A 23,614-nucleotide genomic window follows, 5' to 3' on the forward strand; every position below is an offset into this window, starting at 1 on the left:
CAAGAGGGCTCAGGAGGGCAGGCGTTCACAGCCCAGCGCTCACAGCCCGGCGCTCACAGCCCGGCGATGGCGCGGGCGACGGTCATCCACTCGTCGCCGGGTTCGGCGTCGCGCAGGGCCAGCAGCGGCGGCCAGACGCCCAGTTGGCTGCGGCGGCGCTCGGTGACGAAGCGGTCGATCTCCTCCGGCGTCGGCAGGCGGTCGGCCTTGCGCTGGTTGCAGCGGCGGTGCGCCAGCACGACGTTCGGCGCCGCGTCGAGGCCGCCATAGGCCAGCGGAATCAGATGGTCGAAGGTCGCCTTGGCTCCTATCGGCTCCCCGCAATAGAAGCAGCGCCCGCCCTGCAGAACGTCCATGAGGCGGTATTCGTCGGAGCTGACGGGCATGGTGTCTCCTGTGAGGCTCACACCGGCAGGCGGATCAGCACGCGCAGGCCGCCGTAGGGGCTGTCGCTGAGCGTGATGTCGCCGCCGTGGCTGCGGGCGACGTCGCGGGCGATGGTCAGCCCCAGCCCGGCGCCGCCGGTCGCCTGGTTGCGGGAGCTGTCCAAGCGGAAGAAGGGTTTGAACACGTCGTCGCGCGATGCCTGGGGAATACCCGGCCCGTCGTCGTCCACCAGGATGTCGATGAAGCCGTCCTCCCGCTCCGCCCGCACCCAGATGCGGTCGCCGTGGCGCCGCGCGTTGGACAGCAGGTTGGCGAGGCAGCGCCGCGTCGCGTTGGGGCGCAGCGGCAGGGTCAGCCCGTCCGGCGCCGCCAGGGCCACCTCCGCCCCCTCGCGGCGGACGCCGGAGACCACCTCGTTGAGGATGCGCGTCAGGTCGGTCGGCTGCACGGTCTCCGTCCCCTCGCCGCGGGCAAAGGCCAGATAGCCCTCGATCATCGTCTCCATCTCGGTGACGTCGGTCAGAAGCTCCTCGACCTCCGGCCCGTCGCCGATCATGTCCAGCGCCAGCTTCATGCGGGTCAGCGGCGTCCGCAGATCGTGGCTGACGCCGGCCAGCATCTCCGTCCGCTGGGTGATCTGGCGGTGGATGCGCTCGCGCATGCGCAGGAAGGCGACGGCGGCCTGCCGCACCTCGGTCGCTCCCTCCGGCTTGAAGTTGCGCACGTCGCGCCCCTTGCCCAGCGCGTCCGCGGCGGCGGCCAGCCGCTTGATGGGGCGGATCTGGTTGCGCATGAAGATGATGGCGACGGTGAACAGCACCAGGGCCGAGCCGACCATCCACAGGATGAAGATGTAGCTGGTCGGGCTGAACAGGCGGCGTTCCGGCGACATCACCGACAGCACGCCGTCCGGCATCTGCACGCGGATCTCGTACCATTCGCGGGTGATCCGGGTGTTGATGGCGAAGGGCCGCCGCACCCGCTCGTGCAGCGCCTTGCTCAGCGTGTTCTCCAGCATCCCGCGCAGCTTCTGCGGATGCTCGGGCAGGGTGCTGCCGGGTTCCAGAGTCACGATCAGGTCGGTGCTGCGCGCCGTGGCGGCCAGCGTCCAGTTGCGTCCCTCCGGGGTCGGGTCGTGCTCCAGCATGCCGATGACCATGGCGATGTCGCCGGCCACCGCGAAGGCCAGCCGGTTCGTCATGGTGTCCCAGTGCCGGTCGTAGAAGATCCAGGTGGCCACCGCCTGGGCCAGGATGACCGGCGTCACGATGATCAGCAGCGAGCGGCCGAACAGCGTGCGCGGCAGGAACCGCTTCAGCAGCCCCGTCTGCTCGCGGCGCGGCATCGGCATCGGTGCGGCGGCGGTGTCGGTGGTCATGGTCCTGGTCCTAGTGCTCTGGGTGCTCCGGCGGCCCCGTTAGGGGTCCGGCCTCAACACATAACCCTCGCCGCGCACGGTGTGGAGGTAGCGCGGCTCCCGCGGGTCGGGTTCGATCTTGCGGCGCAGGCGGGTCACCTGCACGTCGATGGTGCGGGCGTTGCCGGCGACCTTGCTGCGCTCCGTCAGCTCCTCGCGCGAGAAGATGGTGCCGGGGGAGGCGGCGAGCACGCGCAGCAGCCCGGCCTCCGCCGTGGTCAGCCGGACCACCTCCTCGCCCGCCCGCAGCTCGTCGCGGTCGGGCAGGTAGATCATCGGGCCGAGCTTCACCGGCTGCGGCGGCGCCGGGTCCGCCGGTCGGCTGGCCTGGCGGCGCAGGATCGAGTTGATGCGCAGCAGCAGCTCACGCGGGTTGAAGGGCTTGGCGAGGTAGTCGTCGGCCCCGGCCTCCAGCCCGGCGATGCGGTCGTCCGGCTCGCCGCGCGCGGTCAGCAGCAGGATGGGCAGGTCGCGCTCCCGCCGCAGCGACTCGGTCAGCTCCAGCCCGGTCTCACCCGGCATCATGATGTCGAGCACCAGCAGATCGAAGGCGAGCCCGGCCAGCTTGGCCCGCGCCTCCGCGGCGTCCTTCGCGGTGGCGACCAGGAAGCCGTTGCCGGCGAGATACTTGCGCAGCAGCTCGCGCAGGCGGGTGTCGTCATCGACGACCAGGATGTGGGGCTGGTCTTCTTCGGTCATGGCGGGACTGTAGCGCAACCGGGCGCCGCGCACCAAGGGAAGCGGCGCGGCCGGGCAAGGGCATCACGCCGCGGCATCGGCGCCCGGGGTCAGCTCCGCCAGGGTGGACAGGATGCGGTCGGGCGCGGCGGGCTTGGTCAGCACGAGGCAGCCCGCCTCCTTGGCGGCGCGCACCAGATCGGCGGACAGCTCCCCTGTCAGCAGGATGGCCGGGACGTCGCGTCCCAGCACCCCGCGAAGCATCTGGATGCCGCTCAGCCCGTCGGTGCCGCCGGGCAGCCGGTAGTCGCTGAGGATGGCCGAGGGCGCCTGGAGGGTCGCCTGGGCGGCGGCGAGGGCGGAGTCGAAGCTGTCCGACGCCATCACCCCGGCCCCGGCCTGCTCCAGCAGCAGGGTCAGGGAGTTGCGCTGCAGCGGATCGTCCTCGACCACCAGGATCCGCCGTCCCGACAGGCGTCCGGAGGCCCCGGCGGGGCGTGCCGGCGGGGTGGGGGCCGTCGCGGGAGGAACCGCCATCGGGATCGGGGCGGCGGGGGCGGGAGCGCGGGGCAGGGTGACCGCGAAGACGGACCCGCGGCCGACCCGCGACCGGACCTCCAGCGGATGGCCGAGCAGGCGGGCGGTGCGCTCCGCGATGGACAGGCCGAGGCCGGCGCCCCGCGACCCGTCGCGGGCGGGATTGCCGATCTGGTAGAACTCCTCCCAGATCGTGCCCAACTCCGCCTTGGCGATGCCCTGGCCGCTGTCCCAGATCTCGACCCGCAGGCCGTCGCCGCGGGGCCGCGCCCCGACGACCACCCCGCCGCGCGCCGTGTATTTGACGGCGTTGGACAGCAGGTTGCGCAGGATCGGCTGAAGCCGCGCCGGATCGCTGCGCACCCAGGCCTTGGTGGGCATCACGGTCAGCCGCAGGCCCTTGCCCTCGGCCTCCGCCCGCAGTTCGGCGGCGAGCTGGTCGAGCAGCGGGGCGAGCGGGAAGACGCCGATCTCCACCGGCACCACCCCGGCCTCCAGCCGCGACAGGGTCAGAAGATCGTCGAGCAGCCGCTGCCCGGCCTGGAGCGACGCGGAGGCCATGGCGCCGAGCTGCTGGAGCGTCGGGTTCGGCGCCTCCTTCAGCAGCAGTTCGTGGAAAGCGGCCAGGCCCTGCAGGGGTTGGCGCAGGTCGTGGCTGACGGTCGCCAGCACCTTCATCTTGGCGAGGCTGGCCATCTCCGCGCTGCGCAGGGCCTTCTCCAGCTCCGCCGTGCGCTGGCGGACGCGCTCGTCCAGGCTCTGGTTGGCGCGCAGAAGCTCCGCCCGGACCGCCTCCTCCCGTCGGGCGCCGGCCAGCGCGAAGACGAACAGCACCAACGCCCCGGTGAGGATGCCGCCGCTGACCGCCGTGGTCCACAGGGCGCGTTCCCGCCAGGGGGCGAGCACCTCGGCCAGGGGGCGGCTCGCGACCACGACGATCGGGAAGCCGGTCAGCATCCGCGCGGCGGTGATCTGCGTGCCCTCGATGATCGCCGGGCCGTCCGGCGGGTCCCAGGGCTGGGGCCAGGCGGTGGTGGGGGGCTCGACGGCGCTGTCCGGCGGCCATTCCGCCAGCTTCTCCTTGGCGCTGGTGAACAGGGCCAGCCGGGCGCCCTCGCCCCAGCCGGCCTCCCCGTACATCTGCGAGAAATAGGTGTTCTGGATGCCCGCCACCGCGATCGCCTGGAGGGTTCCCTCCTCGTCGCGCAGGGCGCGGCTGATGGTGAAGCGCCCCTGGCTGATGCCGGGGCCTGCGGGCAGGTAGGACCCGACATGAAGCGCCGTCGGCGGTCCCTGGGCGACGCCCAGATGGGCCTGGGCGTAATCCCGTTCCGACAGGTCGCGGGGCGGCGGCGGGTGTTCCGCGCTGTCGAGAAGCAGCCGGCCCCGGGCATCGAGCGCCCAGACGCCGCCGACCTGCGGCAGGCGTTCGGCGCGGGCGCGCATGGCGGCCTGGATGCGCCGCCCCTCGGCGGGGTCGCGGCGGTCCCACCGTTCCAGTGCGTCGAGCAGCATGCGCAGCTGGGAGTCCCCCGCTTCGATGGCGCGGCTGGCGTGTTCGTCGAGCAGATGGGCGGTCGCGGCGAATTCGCGGCGGGCCTGTTCCAGCGTGACGTGGCGGTCGCGCGACACCGACAGGGCGGACACGCCGACGCACAAAGCGGCAAAGGTCAGGAACGCGGCCACGAGATGGGCACGCTGCATGCCGCCGGCTCCTTCAGGAAAGCTAAGGCAAAAGAATCGGGCCGAAAAAACTATGGGCTAAGCAACAAGCCGGGGACAACTCTGCCGAAGGGCAGGGCCGACGCCGACGAACGAGGCAAGAGTCGTGAGTCGAAACAAAGATGCGAGGCTTCGCCCGAAGGGTTCGGGTTGCATCCCGGCCTTTCGATCCCCACATGAAAAGAGTCGAATTTCTTTGGGTCTACGGTCCGCTTGCAGATCGCTGCGTCTGGTCCTTCCCCTCGGTGATTTGATGTGAACCCGTGGCACGAGCGCCATGGGAAACCTCGTTCAAGGAACTACCAGATGGCTACTGGAACCGTGAAATGGTTCAACACCACCAAGGGCTACGGCTTCATCCAGCCGGATGACGGGACGGCCGACGTGTTCGTCCACATCTCCGCCGTTGAGCGGTCGGGCATCAACATTCATGAAGGCCAGAAGCTGTCCTACGAACTCCAGCGCGACCCCAAGAAGGGCAAGAGCGCCGCGGCCAACCTGAAGGAGGCGTAATTTTCCGCCCCGGTTTCATCGGGGCCGCCCGTTCAGGGGCCGGTTGCCCCCAATCCTGCAACAGCCGCTTCACAAAAGAAACGCATGCTCCATGGACCACCGGGACCGCCCGGATGGCGCAATGGGGCACGATGACGATCACAGGAGGCATGCATGGCATCCGATAACCGCAGCGCGGATCGGAATGATCTCGACTCCATGACCCGCGAGTTTCTTGCGAAGGGGGGTAAAATCGTTCAGTGCCCGCCGGGGTCTTCCGACAGCGTGGTGTACAAGCGCACATCCTTCCGCCGCCGCGGCGCCGCGAACGCCGCGGGCAAGGAGGGTGCCGAGGGCACCGCCGCCACCCCGCCGGCGGATGCGGCTCCCGCCGCCGAGCCGACCCCGACCCCGGCCAAGGATTGAGTTGACCGGAGATTGAGTTGGCCGGGGACTGACCCGACGGGTGTCCGGCCCGGTTCCTACCGCTTCACGGCGGCGAGCCGGGTCGGCACCGGGGGAGCGAACTTCACCCGGTCCTCCTCGTCCATCATGCCCAGCATCACCTTGCGGAAGCCCTCGACGGCCTCCGCCCCGGCCATCCGGTAGGCGCGGGCGATCCGCTGCCGCTGCGTTTCGGACAGTTGGCGTTCCAGCTCCACGCCCTTTTCCGTCAGTTCCAGCAGACGCTGCCGCCGGTCCCGCACGCCTGTCTGCTGCAGGATGAATTCCTGCCGGACCAGTTCCCCCAGCACGCGCGACAGGCTCTGCTTGGTGATCTTCAGGATCGCCAGAAGCTCCGACACGGTGATCTTCGGGTAACGCCCGACGAAATAGATGACGCGGTGGTGCGCCCGGCCGAAGCCGATCTGCGCCAGGATCTCGTCCGGCTCCGCGGTGAATTCCCGATAGGCGTAGAACAGCAGCTCCATGCCCGTGCGAAGTTCCTCCTCGCGCAGGAAAAGCTGGTTCACGCCCGCTTTTATGTCAGCCATGTTGACGTGATCGGTGCGATTCGTTACAAATGGGTCAATAAGCCAGACATAAACGAACAAAGCCCGCGAGACAAGCGCGGCTTTCGACATTTCCATTCCAAGTCCCGAGCAACGGGCCAAAGACCAAGGTGGGAGCCGCCATGTCCATCCTTCCCTTCGACGATCGCGACGGCGTGATCTGGTACGACGGCGCGCTGGTGCCGTGGCGCGACGCGAATCTGCACGTCCTGTCGCACGGCCTGCATTACGCGAGCTGCGTGTTCGAAGGCGAGCGCGTTTACAACGGCACGGTGTTCAAGCTGACCGAGCACAGCGAGCGTCTGGCCGCCTCCGCCCGCATCCTGGGCTTCGAGCTTCCCTATTCCGTGGCGGAGATCGACGCGGCGACCAACGAGACGGTGAAGGCGATGGGCTTCACCGACGCCTATGTCCGCCCGGTGGCGTGGCGCGGCAGCGAGATGATGGGCGTTGCGGCGCAGTCCAGCCGCATCCACGTCGCCATCGCCGTCTGGCAGTGGCCGAGCTATTTCAGCCCCGAGGCGAAGATGGCCGGCATCAAGTTGACCTGGGCGCCGTGGCGCCGCCCGGCCCCGGACACCGCCCCGACCGCCTCGAAGGCGGCCGGCCTCTACATGATCTGCACGCTGTCCAAGCACGCGGCGGAGGCCGAGGGCTACCAGGACGCTCTGATGCTTGACTACCGCGGCTATCTGGCCGAGGCGACCGGGGCGAACCTGTTCCTGGTGATGGACGGCAAGATCCACACGCCGAAGCCCGACTGCTTCCTGGACGGCATCACCCGCCGCACGGTGATCGACCTCGCCAAGGCCCGCGGCATCGAGGTCATCGAACGCCACATCCAGCCCGACGAACTGGCGAACACCCAGGAGGTCTTCCTGACCGGCACCGCGGCCGAAGTGACCCCGGTCGGCCAGATCGGCGACCACCGCTTCACACCGGGCCGCGTTTGCGAGACGCTGGTGAAGGACTACGACGCGCTGGTGCGCGGGTAAGGGACACGCCCTATTTTCCCTCCCCCTGCGCAGCTCTCGCGCAAACCAAAGGTTTGCGCTGACGCGGCAGGCGGACCATAGGTCCGCTGAGAGCGGGGGAGGGCCAGGGGCAAGCGCGAGCGGACATTCCGGACAAGCCCACGCTCGACAGCGGGGGTGGGGTGGGCCATATACTCGGTTCCCGTTCCGTACCCCTGGCGCGAGCGCACCCGCATGTCCCATCCCGTCCTGACCGCCCTCCCGCAGAAGTCCCTGCCCAAGCTGGAGGCGGGCAAGAAGTTCGAACTGGTGTCGGAGTTCAAGCCCTCCGGCGACCAGCCGCGCGCCATCGGGGAACTGACCGAGGGGCTGCGCGCCGGCGAGAAGGATCAGGTGCTGCTCGGCGTCACGGGGTCGGGCAAGACCTTCACCATGGCGCACGTCATCCAGCACGTCCAGCGCCCCACCCTGGTGCTCGCCCCGAACAAGACGCTGGCGGCGCAGCTCTATGGTGAGATGAAGTCCTTCTTCCCGAACAACGCGGTGGAATACTTCGTCTCCTACTACGACTACTACCAGCCTGAAGCCTACGTTCCGCGCACCGACACCTTCATCGAGAAGGAATCCTCGATCAACGAGCAGATCGACCGGATGCGCCACTCGGCGACGCGGGCGCTGCTGGAGCGGGACGACGTCATCATCGTGGCGTCGGTCTCCTGCATCTATGGTATCGGCTCGGTCGAGACCTATTCGGAGATGACCGTCGACCTGCGCAAGGGCGAGGTCGTCGCCCAGCCCGACCTGCTGCGCAAGCTGACCGAGCTTCAGTACAAGCGCAACGACGCCGCCTTCGGGCGCGGCCTGTTCCGGGTGCGCGGCGACACGGTGGAGCTGTTCCCCGCCCACATGGAGGATCGCGCCTGGCGCATCTCCCTGTTCGGCGACGAGATCGAGGGCATCCACGAGATCGACCCGCTGACCGGCGAGAAGATCGCCTCGCTGGAGGCCGTGCGCATCTATCCCAACAGCCACTATGTGACGCCCAAGCCGACGCTCAACCAGGCCATCGAGCAGATCAAGCGCGAGCTGAAGCTGCGGCTGGAGGAGTTCAACGCCCAGGGCAAGCTGCTGGAGGCGCAGCGGCTGGAGCAGCGCACGACCTTCGACATCGAGATGATGGCGGCCACCGGTGCCTGCGCCGGCATCGAGAACTATTCACGCTACCTGACCGGCCGCGCGGCGGGCGAGCCGCCGCCGACGCTGTTCGAGTATCTGCCGGGCGACGCGCTGCTGATCGTGGACGAGAGCCACGTCATGGTTCCGCAGATCGGCGGCATGTACCGCGGCGACCGGATGCGCAAGGAAACGCTGTCCGAGTACGGCTTCCGCCTGCCCAGCGCCATGGACAACCGCCCGCTGAAGTTCGAGGAGTGGGAGGGCATGCGCCCGCAGACGGTCTTCGTCTCGGCCACTCCCGGCCCGTGGGAGATGGAGCGCACCGGCGGCGTCTTCGCCGAGCAGGTGGTCCGCCCGACCGGCCTGATCGACCCGGAGGTGATCATCCGTCCCACCGAGACCCAGGTGGACGACCTGATCCACGAGTGCAAGGAGGTGGTGGCGAAGGGCAACCGCGTGCTGGTCACCACGCTCACCAAGAAGATGGCCGAGGCGCTGACCGAATACATGCACGAGGCGGGTCTGCGCGTGCGCTACATCCACTCCGACGTGGAGACGCTGGAGCGCATCGAGATCATCCGCGACCTGCGGCTCGGCGCCTACGACGTGCTGGTCGGCATCAACCTGCTGCGCGAGGGCCTGGACATCCCCGAATGCTCGCTGGTCGCCATCCTGGACGCCGACAAGGAGGGCTATCTGCGCTCCAAGACGTCGCTGATCCAGACCATCGGCCGCGCCGCGCGCAACGTCGAGGGGCGGGCGATCCTCTACGCCGACAAGGTCACCGCCTCCATGCAGTACGCCATCGACGAGACGGCGCGCCGCCGCGAGAAGCAGCGGGCCTACAATCTGGAGCACGGCATCACGCCGGAATCCGTGAAGAAGGCGATCGGCGACATCCTGGAGAGCGTCTACGAGCGCGGCGACCACGTCACCGTGAAGACCGGCCTGAACGCGACGGAGCTGGTCGGCCACAATCTGAAGTCCGTGATGGCCGACATGGAGAAGCGCATGAAGGCCGCCGCCGCCGACCTGGAGTTCGAGGAGGCCGCCCGCCTGCGCGACGAGCTCCGCCGGTTGGAGGCGATGGACCTCGGGCTGGAGCAGCCGGGCAGCATCGGGATCAGCTCCGCCCGCCAGGGCCGCGGCATTCCCGAGGGCGCTCCGAAGAAGCAGGGCCGCCGCGGACGGCGCTGACCGGGAAGGGCGGAGTCGCGTCGGGAATAATGTCCCCGTCCCAAGCGTTCATCCTGCCAGTACGGCCCGCTCGCCGGGCCGCGACCCCTGGCACAGGAACGCCAATGACGACGCTCCGCTCGCTGTTTCTTTTGTCCTTCGCCGCCCTCCTGCTGTCCGGCTGCTACGTCGCCGCGGGGAGTCCGGGACCTGTCTATGGCTACGGACACCGTTCCTATGGCTACGGCTATTACGAGCGCCCGCAGTACCGCCATTACGGGCCGCCCCCCGTCGTGTATGGCCGCCCCTACTATGGTGGCTATTACGGGGGGCATCGCGGCGGTCACCATGGCGGCCCCCGTCATCATCACCGGCATGGCGGCTGGTGAGGAGCGGCGGGGCCAGCCCGTGACCGGAAATCGTCGTTAACAAAGGCTCAATGCTTTGGTCCGATCATGACCTGAATACATTCGCTCCCGCTGATGCACGATCCAAGGCGCGGCAGCGAAGCAGGGCAGGAAAGGGTCGGGGACCCATGAGCGATCAACTCACCAAGGACGACGTGTCCAGACTGCTGTCGGACCCGTCGCCGAACAGCCGTTCCGAGCTGGCGGTCAAGATCGCCAAGCAATTCTCCGCAACCGCCTTGTCGGACAGCGAGCGCCGGCTCGCCGAGGACATCATCCGCTTCATGGCGCGCGACGCCGTCGTGCGCGTGCGCCAGTCGCTGGCGGAGAACCTGAAGGCCAACCCGGCGCTGCCGCGCGACGTCGCGCTCATGCTGGCGCGCGACGTGGAGGCCGTGGCCATCCCGGTCCTCAGCGTCTCCACCGTGCTGACCGACGCCGACCTCGTCGAGCTGGTGCGGACCGGCACGGACGCCAAGCACACCGCCATCGCGCAGCGCCCGGCCCTGTCGGCCAGCGTTGCCGACGCGCTGATCGACACCGCGTCGGAAGGGGCGGTGGCGGTCCTGGTCGCCAACGAGAGCGCGGACCTCGGCGAGCGCACGCTCGGCCGTGTCATCGAGCGCTTCGCCGACAGCGAAGCCGTGCAGGAACCGCTGGTCCAGCGCGCCCGCCTGCCGATCACCATCGCCGAACGGCTGGTCGCCGTGGTCTCGGAAAAGCTCCAGCAGCATCTGGTGACCAACCACGACCTTCCGGCCAAGGTCGCCGCCGATCTGATCCTGCAAAGCCGCGAACGCGCCACGGTCGCCCTCTTCTCCGGGGAAAGCGACGAGGGCGCGCTGGAACGGCTGGTCGCGCAACTGTCGCGCAGCGGCCGCCTGACCCCGTCGCTGCTGGTGCGGGCGCTGTGCATGGGCGACAGCGCCTTCTTCGAGACGGCCCTGTCCCATCTGGCCAACGTGCCGCTCACCAACGCCCGCCTGCTGATCCACGATGCCGGGCGGCTGGGTCTGAAGTCCATCTACGACAAGGCGAAGCAGCCGCCGGCCCTGCTGCCGGCCTGCCGGATCGCCTTGGACGTGCTGAAGGAAACCCCCTACGACGGCGAGGCGCACGACATCGAACGCCACCGCCGCCGGGTGATCGAGCGCATCCTGACCCAGTACGAGGATCTGGCGGCCGAGGATCTGGATTACCTGCTCGACAAGCTCGGCGACCTTATGCGCGTGTGAATAAACTAGCGTCGAGAGCTTCGGAAATTACCGAATGCACAGTTTTCGGTTGCGGACTCAAGAAATAATCGCAACCTTTGATTTTTCCTGGCCTTGTGGCGATCTGATCTTCGGGCTTTGTTCTCCTTGGGCGGTGCATTTCGTGGTGTCAAATCACGGAGTCCGTTGTTCCTAACCTTTGCTTCTGGCCGCGGACCGCTTCGCCAGAATCTTGGAAGGGAGACGCGGTTGCCTGATGAGAGCAAGGGTCGGGAGGCGGCGATGACCGGTGAATCCGGCCGCGGCTTCCGGCCGGCGTCGCTGGACGCCGTGAATTTCCTGCTGGCGGACGTGCGGGGGGCGCTCGGCCCCTATCTCAACGTCTTCCTGGTGACCCAGCAGCATTGGAGCCAGTCGGAGGTCGGCTTGGTGACCAGCCTGGCCGGCTGGCTCGGGCTTGCCGTGCAGACGCCCATCGGGGCGGCCATCGACGCCACCCACCGCAAGCGCGAGGCCATCGTCCTGGCGCTGGTCGTGCTGGGCGCGGGGGCGCTGTGCATCTACGCGTTCCCGCAATTCTGGCCGGTCCTGATCGCGAACACGCTGATCGCGGTGGTCGGGGACGTCTTCGGCCCGGCGGTGGCGGCCCTGACCCTCGGCCTCGTCCCGCAGCGCCTGCTCGCCCGGCGGATGGGGCGCAACGCCGCCTTCGACCATGCGGGCAACGTCGCCGTGGCGGCGCTCGCCGGGCTGGTCGGCTGGCTGTTCTCCCAGCAGGCGGTGTTCCTGCTGGTGCCGGTGTTCGCGGTCCTGTCATCGTTCGCCGTGCTGTCGATTCCGGCCTCCGCCATCGACCAGCGGCGGGCGCGCGGGGTGGAGGCCGCCACCGGCGATGGGGCCGGCAACGGGGAGACGGTGTCGGGCATGGGCATCCTCGTCCACTGCCGGCCCCTGATGATCTTCGGCATCTGCGCCCTGCTGTTCCATTTCGCCAACGCGCCCCTGCTGCCGCTGGTCGGCCAGAAGCTGGCCGCGGCGCATCCGGAATGGGCGACGGTCATGATGTCGTCCTGCATCATCGCCGCGCAGTTCGTCATGCTGCCCATCGCCGTCCTGGTCGGGCGGACGGCGGACCGCCTGGGCCGCAAGCCGATCCTGCTGGTCGGCTTCGCCATCCTGCCCTTGCGGGCCGTCCTCTACACCCTGTCGGACGACAGCGCCTGGCTGATCGGCGTCCAGCTTCTGGACGGGGTCGGCGCCGGCATCTTCACCGCGTTGACGCCGCTGGTGATCGCCGACCTGATGCGCGGCACCGGGCGCTACAACCTTGCCTTCGGGGCGGTCGCCACGATGCAGGGGGTGGGGGCCGCGACCAGCGGCTTCGTCACCGGCGTGATCGTGGACCGCTTCGGCTATTCCGCCGCCTTCCTCACCGCCGGAGCCATGGCCCTGATCGCGCTGGCCGCGCTGTTCCTGGGCCTGCCGGAGACCGCGCCGGCCACCCCCGCCGAAGCCGATGCGGGACCGTTGGAGGAGCCCAGCCTCGCCGAATGACCCGTCCGTGTTCGGGGACGCTTTCAGAAGACCCGGGATTCCCGGAGGCCGGCGATGGGCGGGGCGGTCAGGCGGGCGGCGGGCAGGAGGATGGCCACGGTGGTGCCGCGTCCCGGTGCGCTGTCCAATTCCACGCTGCCGCCGTGCAGTTCGGCGAAGCGCCGGACGATGGGCAGGCCCAGCCCGATTCCCTCATGCTGGCGCACCAGGGAGCGCTCGCCCTGGATGAACGGGCGGAAGACCTGATCGATGATCTCCAGCGGGATGCCGGGGCCGTCGTCATCGACGGCGATGGCGATCCTCCCGCCCTGGAGGGCGATCCGCACCGTGATCCGCCCGCCCCGATGGCCGAACTTCACCGCGTTGTCCAGAAGATGGACGATCATCTCTCCCAGGCGGCGCTGGTCGGCGCGCAAGGTGACGGGCGGTCCGGGCTGAAGCGTGATGGTCTGGGACTTGGCCCGCGCCTTGGCGCCGAGCAGTTCGATGCAGTGGATCAGCAGACCGGGCAGGTCGATGGTCGATTCGGCGAGGTCGATGCCGCCGGATCCGCGCGTGAAGTCCAGGATGTTGTTGACCATGCCGAGCAGCGCCTTGCCGCTCTCCTCGATCAGCCGGACATAGTCCATGTAGTCGTCGTGGCCGAGCGGCCCGTGCGCCTCGCTGGACAATACCTCGGCGAACCCGATGATGGCGTTCAGGGGGGTCCGCAGCTCATGGCTGGTCACCGAGAGGAAGTCGAGCTTGGCCCGGTCGGCCTTCCGCGCCGCCTCCAGCGCGGCGCTGAGTTCCGCCGTGCGCTCCGACACGCGGCGTTCCAGCCCGCGGTTCTGCTCGGCCGCGCGCTGGTAGAGCTTGCGGATCTCCAGAACGCTGCGCACGCGGTGCAGCAGTTCCCAGGCGATGAAGGGCTTGGTGAGGAAGTCGTTGGCCCCCAACTCCAGCGAGCGCCGCCGCGTCTCCTGGTCGGTGTGGGCGGTCAGCACCAGGATGGGCACGAGATCGTCGCCGTACAGGGCGTTGACGCGCTCCATCAGATCGAAACCGCTCATGTGCGGCATGCGGATGTCGATCAGCAGAAGGTCGAAGCGCTGCGCCTCGCACAGGGCGGGGACCCGCCGGGGGTCGGTTTCGCCCCGCACGGCGGTGTAGCCCTCGTGGGTCAGGATGTCGCGCACCAGATCGACGTTCGACGCGTTGTCGTCGACGATCAGGATGGCGGCGTCCTTGACGTCCCGCGCGAGCGTCGGGTCGAGAGCGCTGCGGGTCATGACGGTGCCGCCGCCGCCCGTCCGACGCACCTTTTCATGCTGCCCTCCCCTGTGCGCCGCCATCCCGCGGGATTTTACGGGTTTTAGATTAACCTTGCGCACAGGAGGCCCGTCAAGGCCGGTGGTGACAAATGAATGCAATGTTGCGCCGCGTTAGCGGTATCATCCCAAGAATTCTTTAAATCCTATGATAATACTCGGTTTCAGGCGCGCTTTTCCCAACCGCCGCGGTCGTTTTGCTGCCAGTAGGTGAGGGCGTGCCCGGCGGCCTTGCAGAGCTTCCAGCGCTCACGCGCCGCCAGCACGGCGTCGCCGTCATTGCCGTCGAACAGGTCGCAGACGAGGTCGAAGGAGCCCATCGCGCCGCTGGTCACCCCGTCCACCAGAACCAGGACGGTGGACCCGTTGGGGTTCTCCTCCTCGGCGGTCAGCCAGACCGGCTGGTCGGCGGCGAAGCCGTCGCGCGCGGCGCCGTGCGGCAGGAAGGAGGAGGGGTCGTAGGTCCACAAATGCTGATTGAGCGCGTCCACCCGCTCCGGCGAGCCGGCCAGGACGACGGCGCGCCAGCCGCGCTCCAGAACCTTTTCCAGGATCTTCGGCAACGCCTGTTCGAGCGTGCGCCGCTGGAGGTGATAGAAACGGACCTCGCTCATGGCCCCTCATGGAAATGTCCCTCTCCCCCAGGGGGGAGAGGGTTGAAAACGGCACCCGCCGGACGAGGACCCTTACTTGCCCTCGTGGTAGCTCGCCACGAAGCGGTCGAGCAGGCGGACGCCGAAGGCGGTGCCGCCCTTCGGCACGGTGGCCGTGTCCTTCTTCGACCAGGCGACGCCGGCGATGTCGATGTGCGCCCAGGGCAGGTCCTCGACGAAGCGCTTGAGGAACTGCGCGCCGACGATGCTGCCGGCCCCGCGGCCCGACCCGACGTTCTTCATGTCGGCGATGTCGGAGTTGATGTCCTTGTCGTAGGCGTCGCCCATCGGCAGGCGCCACAGCGGCTCGCCCACCGACCGGCCGGCGGCCAGCAGGTTCTCGGCCAGCCAGTCGTCGTTGGCGAACAGGCCGGCGTGCTCATGGCCCAGCGCGATGATGACCGCACCGGTCAGGGTGGCGAGGTCGACCAGCAGGCGCGGCTTGAAGGTCTCCTGCGCATAGGTCAGGCAGTCGGCCAGGACGAGGCGGCCTTCGGCGTCGGTGTTGATCACCTCGATGGTCTGGCCGGACAGCGAGGTCACCACGTCGCCGGGCCGCTGCGCGGTGCCGGACGGCATGTTCTCGACCAGGCCGACGATGCCGACGGCGTTCACCTTCGCCTTGCGGGCGGCCAGGGCGCGCATGGTGCCGATGACCACCGCGGCGCCGCCCATGTCCCACTTCATGTCCTCCATCCCGGCGGCGGGCTTGATGGAGATGCCGCCGGTGTCGAAGGTCACGCCCTTGCCGATGAAGGCGAGCGGGCGGCGATCCTCGGCGTCGGGGGCACCGTCCCAGCGCATCACGACGACGCGCGGCTCAAAGGCGCTGCCCTGGGCGACGCCGATCAGAGCGCCCATGCCGAGCTTCTTCAGCTTCTTGAGGTCCAGCACCTCGACCTGCAGGCCGACGTCGGTCAGGTCCCGGCAGCGGTCAGCGAGGCTTTCCGGGTTCAGGACGTTGGCCGGCTCCGACACCAGATCGCGGGTGTAGGCGACGGACTCGGCCAGCGGCTCCAGGCGGCCGTAGGCGCGCTTGGCGGCGTCCGGCTCCGCGGTCAGGACGATGATCTTCTTGAGGGAGGGCTTGGCCTCCTTCTTCTCGGTCGTCCGGTATTTGTCGAAGCGGTAGGAGCGCAGCTGCGCGCCGAAGGCCAGCTCCGCCGCCGCGGCGTCGGGGGCCACGGTGCCGCCGTCCGGCAGGTCGAGCAGGACGGAGACCTCGGTCTCTCCGGACTTGTCCAGGGCGGCGACGATGGAGCCGCCGACGGCCTGGAGGGCAGCCTCCGACAGATCCTCGCCCTTGCCGATGCCGACCAGGAGGACGCGGTCGAACTCGACCCCGGCCGGCGCGAGGATCGCCAGCGTCTCCTCCTTCTTGCCGGTGAAGCGGCTGGCCTTCATGGCGCGGGACAGCGTGCCGCCCGTCTTCTGGTCGAGATCCTGCCCCGCGGCGCCGAGCGCGCGATCGGTGGCGACGGTGACGGCGACGGTGCCGGACTTGGGCAGCGCGGGCTTCGCAAAGGCGAACTTCATCGGCTCCTCTCGGGCTCCTCTCGGCTGGGACGGCCGGCGCGCGGGCGCCGGGGCGGGTGGGATCGATCCGCAACCACCCTGGGATAAAGACCTTCCCGTGCGCCCTGTCAAGGCGCGGACCGGTTGTTTCCCGCGCCCGTCCGCAGTACATAGCCCCGGCACGCCGTGGTGGAAGCCCCCGGCGCGCCGCGTACCGCCCGTCGATCGGCCGGGGAGGCCGGAGCCCATGTATTCATCCGCCACGCTGTCGCGCTACATCGGGCGCCAGTTCGTCACCTGGTTCCTGTTGCTGCTCGGCATCCTGCTGTCGATCATCCTGCTGCTCGACGTCGTGGAACTGCTGCGCCGCGCCGGGACCAAGCCGGACATCACCTTCTGGCTGGTCCTGCGCATGGCCCTGCTGAAGCTGCCGGAGATCGGCCAGCAGATCTTTCCCTTCGTGATCCTGTTCAGCGGCATGTTCACCTTCTGGCGGCTGACGCGCAGCGCGGAGCTGGTGGTGGCCCGCGCGGTCGGCGTGTCGGCGTGGCAGTTCCTGACCCCGGTGCTGATCGCCGCGCTGATGATCGGTGCGGTGAAGGTGACGATGATCAACCCGGTCGGCGCCGTCTTCATCGCCAAGTACAACCAGCTTCAGGACCGCTATCTGAAACTGAAGTCGAGCAGCTTCGACGTCTCGCGCAGCGGCCTCTGGCTGCGCCAGCAGGAGGCGGGGGAGCAGTATTTCATCCACGCCGACGGCGTGAACCCGCTGACCTTCGAGATGAGCCAGGTGATCGTCCTGCGCTTCGACACCAACATGACCTACATCGGCCGGGTCGACGCGCCGCGCGCCGTGCTGCGCGACCGGAAGTGGGAGTTGCAGGACGCCACGATCAACTTGGGCAAGAAGGAGTCGGAGACGGTTCCGGCCTACGTCATTCCGACGGAGCTGAACCGGACCACCATCGAGGAGAGCTTCGCCGCGCCGGAGACGATCTCCTTCTGGGATCTGCCGCAATTCATCCGCACGCTGGAGGCCACCGGCTTCCCGGCGGTCCGGCACCGCTTGCATTACCAGTCGCTGCTGTCGCAGCCCCTGCTCTATGTGGCGATGGTGCTGTTCGCCGCGGCCTTCTCGCTGCGGCTGCCGCGGCGCGGCGGCACGATGACCATGGTGTCCGGCGGCGTTCTGACCGGGTTCGTGCTGTTCGTGATGACCGACGTGATCCGCACCTTCGGCATCTCCGAAACCATCCCGCTGGCCATGGCGGCCTGGAGCCCGGCCTGTGTCAGCGTGCTTCTGGGCACCGCGGTGCTGTTGCATCTGGAGGACGGCTGACGCCGGATCCGGAGCAGGGCTGACGCCGACCGCCCGGTCTTTGGACACAATTCCGTTCCAGGATACGACCCACGATTCCGTTTACACGCGCCCGGGGGGGCCGTATTAAACGGCAACCACCTCTGGAGTCTGGAGCACCATGCAGAGTTTGCGAGCCGTCCGGTCTGCCTTCGCCGTGGCGACCGCCTGCGCCCTTCTTGCCGCCGGCGCGCCCGCCGCGGCCCAGACGCGGGCTCCCAACGCTCCAAACAGCCCTGCTGCGGGAACGCAAGGCCCCGCGGAACGCATCGCCGCCGTCGTGAACGACGAGGTCATCTCGCTGTCCGACGTGCACGCGCGCATCCGCCTCGCCCTGCTGAACGCCGGTGCCCAGGACAGCGCGGAGACGCGCCAGCGCCTGACCCCGCAGGTGCTCCGCCAGCTGGTCGACGAGCGGCTCCAGCTTCAGGAGGCCAAGCGCCTCGGCGTCTCGGTGCCGTCCAAGGAGATCGACGAGGCCATCGGGCGCATCGCCGAACAGAACCGCATGGGCCGCCCGCAGCTCGAAGCCATGCTGAAGGCGCAGAACGTCCCGGTCTCCACCCTGCGCGAGCAGGTGCGGGCGCTGCTGTCCTGGCAGCGGGTGATGCAGCGCCGCATCCGGCAGGAGGTGGTGATCGGCGACGAGGAGATCGACGCCGTGATGCAGCGCATCAAGGCCAACATCGGCAAGCCGGAGTATCTGGTGGCCGAGATCTTCCTGGCCGTCGACAGCCCCGACCAGGACGAGGAGGTGCGGCGCAACGCCGAACGGCTGGTCGAGGAGGTGCGCCGCGGCGGCAACTTCGCGGCGCTGGCCCGCCAGTTCTCGCAGTCCGCCGGCGCCGCCTCGGGCGGCGACATGGGCTGGGTCCGCACGGGCGAGCTGAACGCCGAGCTGGACAAGACCCTGTCCACCATGCGCGCCGGCCAGCTCTCCTCGCCGGTCCGCACGGCGACCGGCTATCACGTCCTGCTGGTGCGCGACCAGCGGCCCTTCGGCAGCAACGCCTCGACCGCTCCGCCGCCGGCCCCGCCGCCGCGCCCGCGCGCCCAGCCGAAGCCCGATCTGGCCAAGGCCAAGGTCAACATGAAGCAGATCGTCATCCCGGCCCCCTCGAAGGAGGAGCTGAAGGCGGTCCAGGCCCAGGCGGAGAAGCTGCGCAAGTCAATCAAGAGCTGCACCGACTTCGACGAGAAGGCCCGCGCCATGGGCATTCCGGAGTCGGGCGACATGGGCACGCTGCGGGTCAAGGACCTCGCGCCGGGCCTCCAGCAGCTCGCCGTCGGCATCCCGCTCGGCCAGCCCAGCCCGGTGCTGATGAGCCCGGGCGGCGCCGTCATCCTGATCGTCTGCAAGCGTGACGTGCCGATGATCGAGCCGCCGCCGGAGGCCGAGCCGCAGCCGGTCGCCGCCCCGGCCCCGCCGCCGATCGACCCCAAGGACATCAAGATGCCGCCGCGCGAGGAGATCGAGCGCGACCTGATCAACGAGCGCGCCGACCTGCTGGCCCGCCGCTACCTGCGCGACCTGCGCCGCACCGCCTTCGTGGAGATCCGCAACTGATGACCGAATCCGGCGTCCGGCCGCCGCTCGCCCTGACCATGGGCGAGCCGGCGGGGATCGGCGGGGAGATCGCACTGAAGGCCTGGGCGGAAGCTCAGGGGAAGGCCGGGGCGGCCCGCGCGGACGGCGCGGTGCCGCCCTTCGTCCTTCTCGACGATCCCGCCCGCCTGGAGGCGCTCGCCGCCCGGCTCGGCCTGCCGGTGCCGGTCAGGGCGGTGGGCAGCATGGCCGAGGGTGCTGCGCTGTTCGGCGCGGCGCTGCCGGTGCTGCCCCAGCCGCTGGCGGCCCCGGTCACGCCGGGCCGGCCGGACCCGGCCAACGGGGCCGCGGTGATCGCCAGCATCGACCGGGCGGTCGAGCTGGTCCGCCGCGGGGAGGCGGCGGCGGTCGTCACCAACCCGATCCAGAAGTCGGCGCTCTACGCCGCCGGCTTCCGCCATCCTGGACATACCGAATATCTGGCCCATCTGGCCGGGCTCACCGATGAGCCGGTGATGATGCTGGCCGCGCAGGATCTGCGCGTCGTGCCGGTGACCATCCATGTCTCCGTCCGCAACGCCGTGCCGCTGGTGACGCGGGAGGCGATCCTGCACGCCGGGCGGGTCACCGCGGCGGCGCTGGCCCGCGACTTCGGCATCGCGCGGCCCCGGCTGGCCGTCGCCGCCCTGAACCCCCACGCGGGGGAGGGCGGCGCCATGGGGCGGGAGGAGATCGACGTCATCGCCCCGGCGGTCGCCGACCTGCGGGCGGAGGGAATCGACGCGGTGGGGCCGCGGCCCGCCGACACGCTGTTCCACGCGGCGGCGCGGCGCGGCTACGACGCGGCGCTGTGCATGTACCACGATCAGGCGCTGATCCCGCTGAAGACCATCGACTTCGACACGGGGGTCAACATCACGCTGGGGCTGCCCTTCGTCCGCACCTCGCCGGACCATGGGACGGCGCTGGACATCGCCGGCACGGGCAAGGCCGGCGCGTCGAGCCTGATCGCCGCCCTGACGACGGCGGAGGCCATGGCCGCCCGCCGCCGCGCCTGACCTTCGCCGCGCCTGACCCTCAGAGGCGGACCGAGCTGCTGGAGAAGCGGCTGGCCGAGCTGTGGTCGATGGAGGTCAGCGCGACCGACGCGCCGACGGCGATGACGATGGCGGCGGCGAAGCCGAGCAGCATGGCTTTCATGGGGGGCGCTCCTGGAACCTGATTCTGGTTTCGGCGCAAACGCGCCTTTTTCCAAGACCATAAGCGGGGCGGAGCGCGCTTTCAACCACACTCGGGTCTCGGCCGGGGGCGGCCGGGGAAAGCGCGCCTAAAGCGGATTGCAATCCGCTTTGGACCGCGCCGGCGGTCCCGGTCGCACATGCGACCGGAGCCCGCCGGCGAATGAGGCGCTATGATTCTAAAGCGAACGGAAGTTCGCTTTAGGCCGCGGAGTTCAGGGCGTTGCGCAGCACCTCGGGGGCCACCGGCTTGTGCAGCAGGCGGTGGCCGCTCTGCTGGACCTCGGCGATGCGCGCGGGGTCGGTGTCGCCGGTCAGCACCAGCGCGGGCACCCGCACCCCGCACACCCCGTAGATGTCGCGGATGGCCTGAAGCCCTGTCCGTCCCTCGCGCAGGCGGTAATCGGCGACGATCATGTCGGGGCGCTGGCCGAGGCTGGTCAGCGTGCCCACCGCCTCGTCGGCGGAGACGGCGGCCACCACCTCGTACCCCCACTCCTCCAGCATCGTCCGCATGGAGAGCAGGATGATGGCGTCGTCCTCCACCACCACGACCAGACCCTTGCCGCCGTTGGCGGCGGGCTGGGCGGCGGACTGGGCGGCCGGGCGGCAGGTCTTCATCACCTGGCGCGGCGCGACCGACGGTACGGTCAGGCCGAAGGCGCTGCCCCGTCCCGGCTGGGAGCGCAGGGTCACCTCATGGCCGAGCAGCCCGGCCAGCCGCCGCACGATGGCGAGCCCCAGCCCCAGCCCCTTGCGCCGGTCGCGTTCGGGGTTGGCGAGCTGGGTGAATTCGACGAACACCTCGTCGCGCTTGTTCTCGGGGATGCCGATGCCGGTGTCGAGCACCTCGATCCGCAGGTCTTTGCCGGTGCGGCGGCAGCCGATCAGGATACGCCCGCTCTCCGTGTAGCGGATGGCGTTCTCGACGAGATTGCGCAGGATGCGCTCGACCAGCGCCGGGTCGCTGCGCGTCCAGCCGTCGGTGGGGACGTGGCGCAGCGCGATCCCCACCTCCGCCGCGCGGCCGCGATATTCGTCGGCGAGGCGCTGCAGCAGCGGGCCCAGCGCGAACTCCGTCACCGCGGGGGTGACCACCCCGGCGTCCAGCCGCGACACGTCCAGCAGGCTGTCCAGCAGCGTGCGCAGGCCGTTCAGCGACTCGCTCATGCTCGCCAGCAGGGGCGAGGCGGGATGGCCGTCGAGCCGGTCGGACAGGGCGTGCGCGAAGAAGAACAGCGACTGCACGGGCTGGCGCAGGTCGTGGCTGGCCGCGGCGAGGAACTTGGTCTTGGCCATGTCCGCCCGTTCGGCGTTGTCGCGGGCGGTCAGCGCCTCCTCGCGGGCGCGCTCCGCCTCCGCCTTGGCGCGGTGCAGGGCGTCCTCCGCCGCCTTGCGGGCGGTGATGTCGCGCATGATGCCGGTGAACAGGCGCTGCCGCCCGTCGTGCCATTCGGCCACCGACAGCTCCAGCGGGAAGAGGGAACCGTCCTTGCGCCGGCCCTCGACCTCGCGCCCGATGCCGATGATCCGCCGCTCGCCGGTCTCGCGGAAATGCGCCATGTAGCCGTCATGGGCGGAGTGGTGCGGCTCCGCCATCAGGATGCGGACGTTCGCGCCGACGGCCTCCGCCGCGCCGTAGCCGAAGGTCGTCTCGGCCGCCCGGTTGAAGGACTGGATGGTGCCGGTCTCGTCGATCACCACGATGGGGTCGACGGCGGAGTCGACGACGGCGCGGTAGCGCGCCTCCTGCCCCGCCGCGCGCTCCGCCGAGCGGCGCCGGTCGATCAGGACGGAGAGCAGCCCCAGCGAGAGGATCAGCAGCGTCCCCACCCCGGTCCCCACCGCCAGGGATGGGGTCGACAGCACGAAACCGAGGTCGTCCCCGGTCGGGACGGCGTCCGTATTGGCGGCATGCCCAATGGCGGTTACGTCCGCGTTGGCGGCGGCCATGCCGATGTAATGCATGCTGACCACCGCGGCGCCGAGCACCAGCGCGCCGGACAGGCGCTGCAGGGGGCTGGCCGTGCGGAAGGCGAGCCAGAGCGCGGCGGTCGAGGCGGCGACGGCGATGACCACCGACGCGACGACCAGAAGCGTGTCGTAGATCAGCGGCACCGGCAGCCGCATGCCGGCCATGCCGACGTAGTGCATGGAAACGATCCCGAAGCCGGTCAGCAGACCCGCCGCCGCCAGGGTCGCCCGGCCGCCTCCGCCGTGCGCCACGGCGAAGAGGCCGGTCCCCGACACCCCGACCGCCAGGAAAAAGGAAAGCGCGGTCAGCAGGATGTCATAGGACACCGGCATGGGCATGCGCATCGCCATCATGCCGATGAAGTGCATCGACCAGATCCCCGCACCGAGGGCCAGCGCGGCGGCGCCCAGCCAGCCGTTCCGTCCCCGCCCGGCGTCCCGCGCGTGGGAGGCGAGGTCCAGGGCCACATAGCCGCCGAAAGAGGCCACGACAACGGACAGCGCAACGAGGTAAGGATCGTAATGGCCGAGCACGATGGGGCGCACCGAGAGTGGACGAGGGGACGGACGCGCGATGTCAGAAACGTTAGATAGTGGAAATCCGCAGCGAACCCAAGCCACCGAAACGCCCCTGTACGCCCGACGAAAGACCTAATGGCTACCTCGAACGGAAACTCTCCATCTGGGACTTTCGACCGGGCCTTTGGGCGGAGGATGATGGGGCTATTGCGCCGCCTCGTGCTACGCCCTCTGCTGACCGTCGCCGCGCTGGTTTATTTCCTGATCGACGCGGTGGCGCTGGAGGCGTTGCGCCCGCTGGCCGCCTGGATCGGTCGGCAGCGTTTCGCCGAACGGCTGGCCGCGCGCATCCGCCGGCTCGGCCCCTATCCGACGCTGGCGCTGTTCGTGGTTCCGCTGGTGATTCTGGAGCCGCTGAAGCCGGTCGGCCTGTACCTGATGGGGACCGGGCACGCGGTCCAGGGCGCGCTGCTGCTCGGGGCCGTGGAACTGGTCAAGGTCACGCTGGTCGAGCGGCTGTTTCACATCGGCAAGGACAAGCTGCTGACCATCCCGGCCTTCGCCTGGTGCTACGTCCGGGTGGTGCGCTGGCTGGCCTGGCTCACCGCGCTGCCGCCCTGGCAGGCCGCCAAGCGGGTGGCGGGGCGGGTGCGCGGGGCGGTTGGGCCGGCGCTGGCGGTCGTCCGCGGCTGGGCGCGGTCGCTGCGCAACCACCTGCGCGCTGTGTCGAAAAGAGGGTAACCCTGCCCTGC

Annotated in this window: 21 protein-coding genes; 11 read left to right on the top strand and 10 right to left on the bottom strand. The window is 69.5% G+C overall.

Translation table 11 applies throughout. The features are described 5' to 3' along the window. Positions 1-53 precede the first annotated feature (53 nt). The 4 genes from D3869_RS22200 to D3869_RS22215 all read right to left on the bottom strand — a co-directional run bounded on the left by D3869_RS22200 (position 54) and on the right by D3869_RS22215 (position 4,723). Positions 54-386: an HNH endonuclease gene (locus tag D3869_RS22200; protein WP_137141937.1), complete on the bottom strand. Its 333-nt coding sequence runs from the start codon at positions 384-386 to the stop codon at positions 54-56. A 17-nt stretch (positions 387-403) separates the two neighbouring features. Then, positions 404-1,765 (bottom strand): ATP-binding protein, encoded by a 1,362-nt coding sequence (locus D3869_RS22205; protein ID WP_137141938.1) that lies wholly within the window; start codon positions 1,763-1,765, stop codon positions 404-406. A gap of 39 nt (positions 1,766-1,804) precedes the next feature. Then, a complete protein-coding gene (locus tag D3869_RS22210) occupies positions 1,805-2,503 on the bottom strand; it encodes a response regulator (protein WP_137141939.1) in 699 nt (232 codons plus the stop codon). Between the two features lie 63 nt (positions 2,504-2,566). Then, complete coding sequence (locus D3869_RS22215; RefSeq protein WP_137141940.1) at positions 2,567-4,723, bottom strand: ATP-binding protein; 2,157 nt, start codon at positions 4,721-4,723, stop codon at positions 2,567-2,569. 324 nt (positions 4,724-5,047) lie between these two features. Between D3869_RS22215 and D3869_RS22220 the strand changes: the two genes are divergently transcribed. Continuing rightward, positions 5,048-5,254 (top strand): cold-shock protein, encoded by a 207-nt coding sequence (locus D3869_RS22220; RefSeq protein WP_014197503.1) that lies wholly within the window; start codon positions 5,048-5,050, stop codon positions 5,252-5,254. 153 nt (positions 5,255-5,407) lie between these two features. Continuing rightward, positions 5,408-5,659 carry a hypothetical protein gene (locus D3869_RS22225; RefSeq protein ID WP_137141941.1) on the top strand — a complete coding sequence of 84 codons (252 nt, stop codon included), beginning with the start codon at positions 5,408-5,410 and terminating at the stop codon, positions 5,657-5,659. A 56-nt stretch (positions 5,660-5,715) separates the two neighbouring features. Here the strand turns inward: D3869_RS22225 and D3869_RS22230 are convergent, their stop codons facing one another. Next, positions 5,716-6,228: a MarR family winged helix-turn-helix transcriptional regulator gene (locus D3869_RS22230; protein ID WP_137141942.1), complete on the bottom strand. Its 513-nt coding sequence runs from the start codon at positions 6,226-6,228 to the stop codon at positions 5,716-5,718. A gap of 140 nt (positions 6,229-6,368) precedes the next feature. Here D3869_RS22230 and D3869_RS22235 point away from each other — a divergent pair, with 140 nt between their 5' ends. From D3869_RS22235 to D3869_RS22255, 5 genes are all read left to right on the top strand, one after another. After that, entirely contained in the window at positions 6,369-7,241 is an 873-nt protein-coding gene (locus D3869_RS22235; protein ID WP_137141943.1) for a branched-chain amino acid aminotransferase, read from the top strand. 213 nt (positions 7,242-7,454) lie between these two features. After that, on the top strand, positions 7,455-9,593 hold the full coding sequence (gene uvrB, locus D3869_RS22240) for an excinuclease ABC subunit UvrB (protein ID WP_137141944.1): 2,139 nt from the start codon (positions 7,455-7,457) through the stop codon (positions 9,591-9,593). A gap of 104 nt (positions 9,594-9,697) precedes the next feature. Beyond that, a complete protein-coding gene (locus tag D3869_RS22245; protein WP_137141945.1) occupies positions 9,698-9,961 on the top strand; it encodes a neuropeptide-like protein 29 in 264 nt (87 codons plus the stop codon). Positions 9,962-10,107: 146 nt separating this feature from the next. Next, positions 10,108-11,214: a DUF2336 domain-containing protein gene (locus tag D3869_RS22250; RefSeq protein ID WP_137141946.1), complete on the top strand. Its 1,107-nt coding sequence runs from the start codon at positions 10,108-10,110 to the stop codon at positions 11,212-11,214. Between the two features lie 261 nt (positions 11,215-11,475). Beyond that, positions 11,476-12,747: an MFS transporter gene (locus tag D3869_RS22255; RefSeq protein WP_137141947.1), complete on the top strand. Its 1,272-nt coding sequence runs from the start codon at positions 11,476-11,478 to the stop codon at positions 12,745-12,747. Positions 12,748-12,770: 23 nt separating this feature from the next. Here the strand turns inward: D3869_RS22255 and D3869_RS22260 are convergent, their stop codons facing one another. From D3869_RS22260 to D3869_RS22270, 3 genes are all read right to left on the bottom strand, one after another. Continuing rightward, entirely contained in the window at positions 12,771-14,018 is a 1,248-nt protein-coding gene (locus D3869_RS22260; protein ID WP_137141948.1) for an ATP-binding response regulator, read from the bottom strand. Between the two features lie 203 nt (positions 14,019-14,221). Next, on the bottom strand, positions 14,222-14,671 hold the full coding sequence (locus tag D3869_RS22265) for a DNA polymerase III subunit chi (RefSeq protein WP_137141949.1): 450 nt from the start codon (positions 14,669-14,671) through the stop codon (positions 14,222-14,224). Between the two features lie 72 nt (positions 14,672-14,743). Then, the gene (locus D3869_RS22270; RefSeq protein ID WP_137141950.1) at positions 14,744-16,246 is read right to left on the bottom strand and encodes a leucyl aminopeptidase; all 1,503 of its coding nucleotides are present in this window, start codon (positions 16,244-16,246) and stop codon (positions 14,744-14,746) included. 226 nt (positions 16,247-16,472) lie between these two features. Here D3869_RS22270 and lptG point away from each other — a divergent pair, with 226 nt between their 5' ends. The 3 genes from lptG (at position 16,473) to pdxA (ending at position 20,189) form a co-directional block, all read left to right on the top strand. Further along, entirely contained in the window at positions 16,473-17,567 is a 1,095-nt protein-coding gene (lptG, locus tag D3869_RS22275) for an LPS export ABC transporter permease LptG (protein WP_137141951.1), read from the top strand. 139 nt (positions 17,568-17,706) lie between these two features. Next, positions 17,707-19,152: a peptidylprolyl isomerase gene (locus D3869_RS22280; RefSeq protein ID WP_137140654.1), complete on the top strand. Its 1,446-nt coding sequence runs from the start codon at positions 17,707-17,709 to the stop codon at positions 19,150-19,152. Continuing rightward, entirely contained in the window at positions 19,152-20,189 is a 1,038-nt protein-coding gene (gene pdxA / locus D3869_RS22285; RefSeq protein WP_137140655.1) for a 4-hydroxythreonine-4-phosphate dehydrogenase PdxA, read from the top strand. The genes D3869_RS22280 and pdxA overlap by 1 nt, the downstream gene beginning before the upstream one ends. Positions 20,190-20,208: 19 nt before the next feature. On the opposite strand, the gene D3869_RS34515 is transcribed toward pdxA, so the two are convergent. Then, complete coding sequence (locus D3869_RS34515) at positions 20,209-20,331, bottom strand: hypothetical protein (RefSeq protein ID WP_257722160.1); 123 nt, start codon at positions 20,329-20,331, stop codon at positions 20,209-20,211. Between the two features lie 239 nt (positions 20,332-20,570). Then, positions 20,571-22,877: a hybrid sensor histidine kinase/response regulator gene (locus tag D3869_RS22290; protein ID WP_137140656.1), complete on the bottom strand. Its 2,307-nt coding sequence runs from the start codon at positions 22,875-22,877 to the stop codon at positions 20,571-20,573. 183 nt (positions 22,878-23,060) lie between these two features. On the opposite strand from D3869_RS22290, the gene D3869_RS22295 reads away from it, so the two are divergent. After that, on the top strand, positions 23,061-23,603 hold the full coding sequence (locus tag D3869_RS22295; RefSeq protein WP_247895938.1) for a hypothetical protein: 543 nt from the start codon (positions 23,061-23,063) through the stop codon (positions 23,601-23,603). Positions 23,604-23,614: the final 11 nt, after the last annotated feature.

The organism is Azospirillum brasilense (genome assembly GCF_005222205.1).
Taxonomy (GTDB): Bacteria; Pseudomonadota; Alphaproteobacteria; order Azospirillales; family Azospirillaceae; genus Azospirillum; species Azospirillum brasilense_G.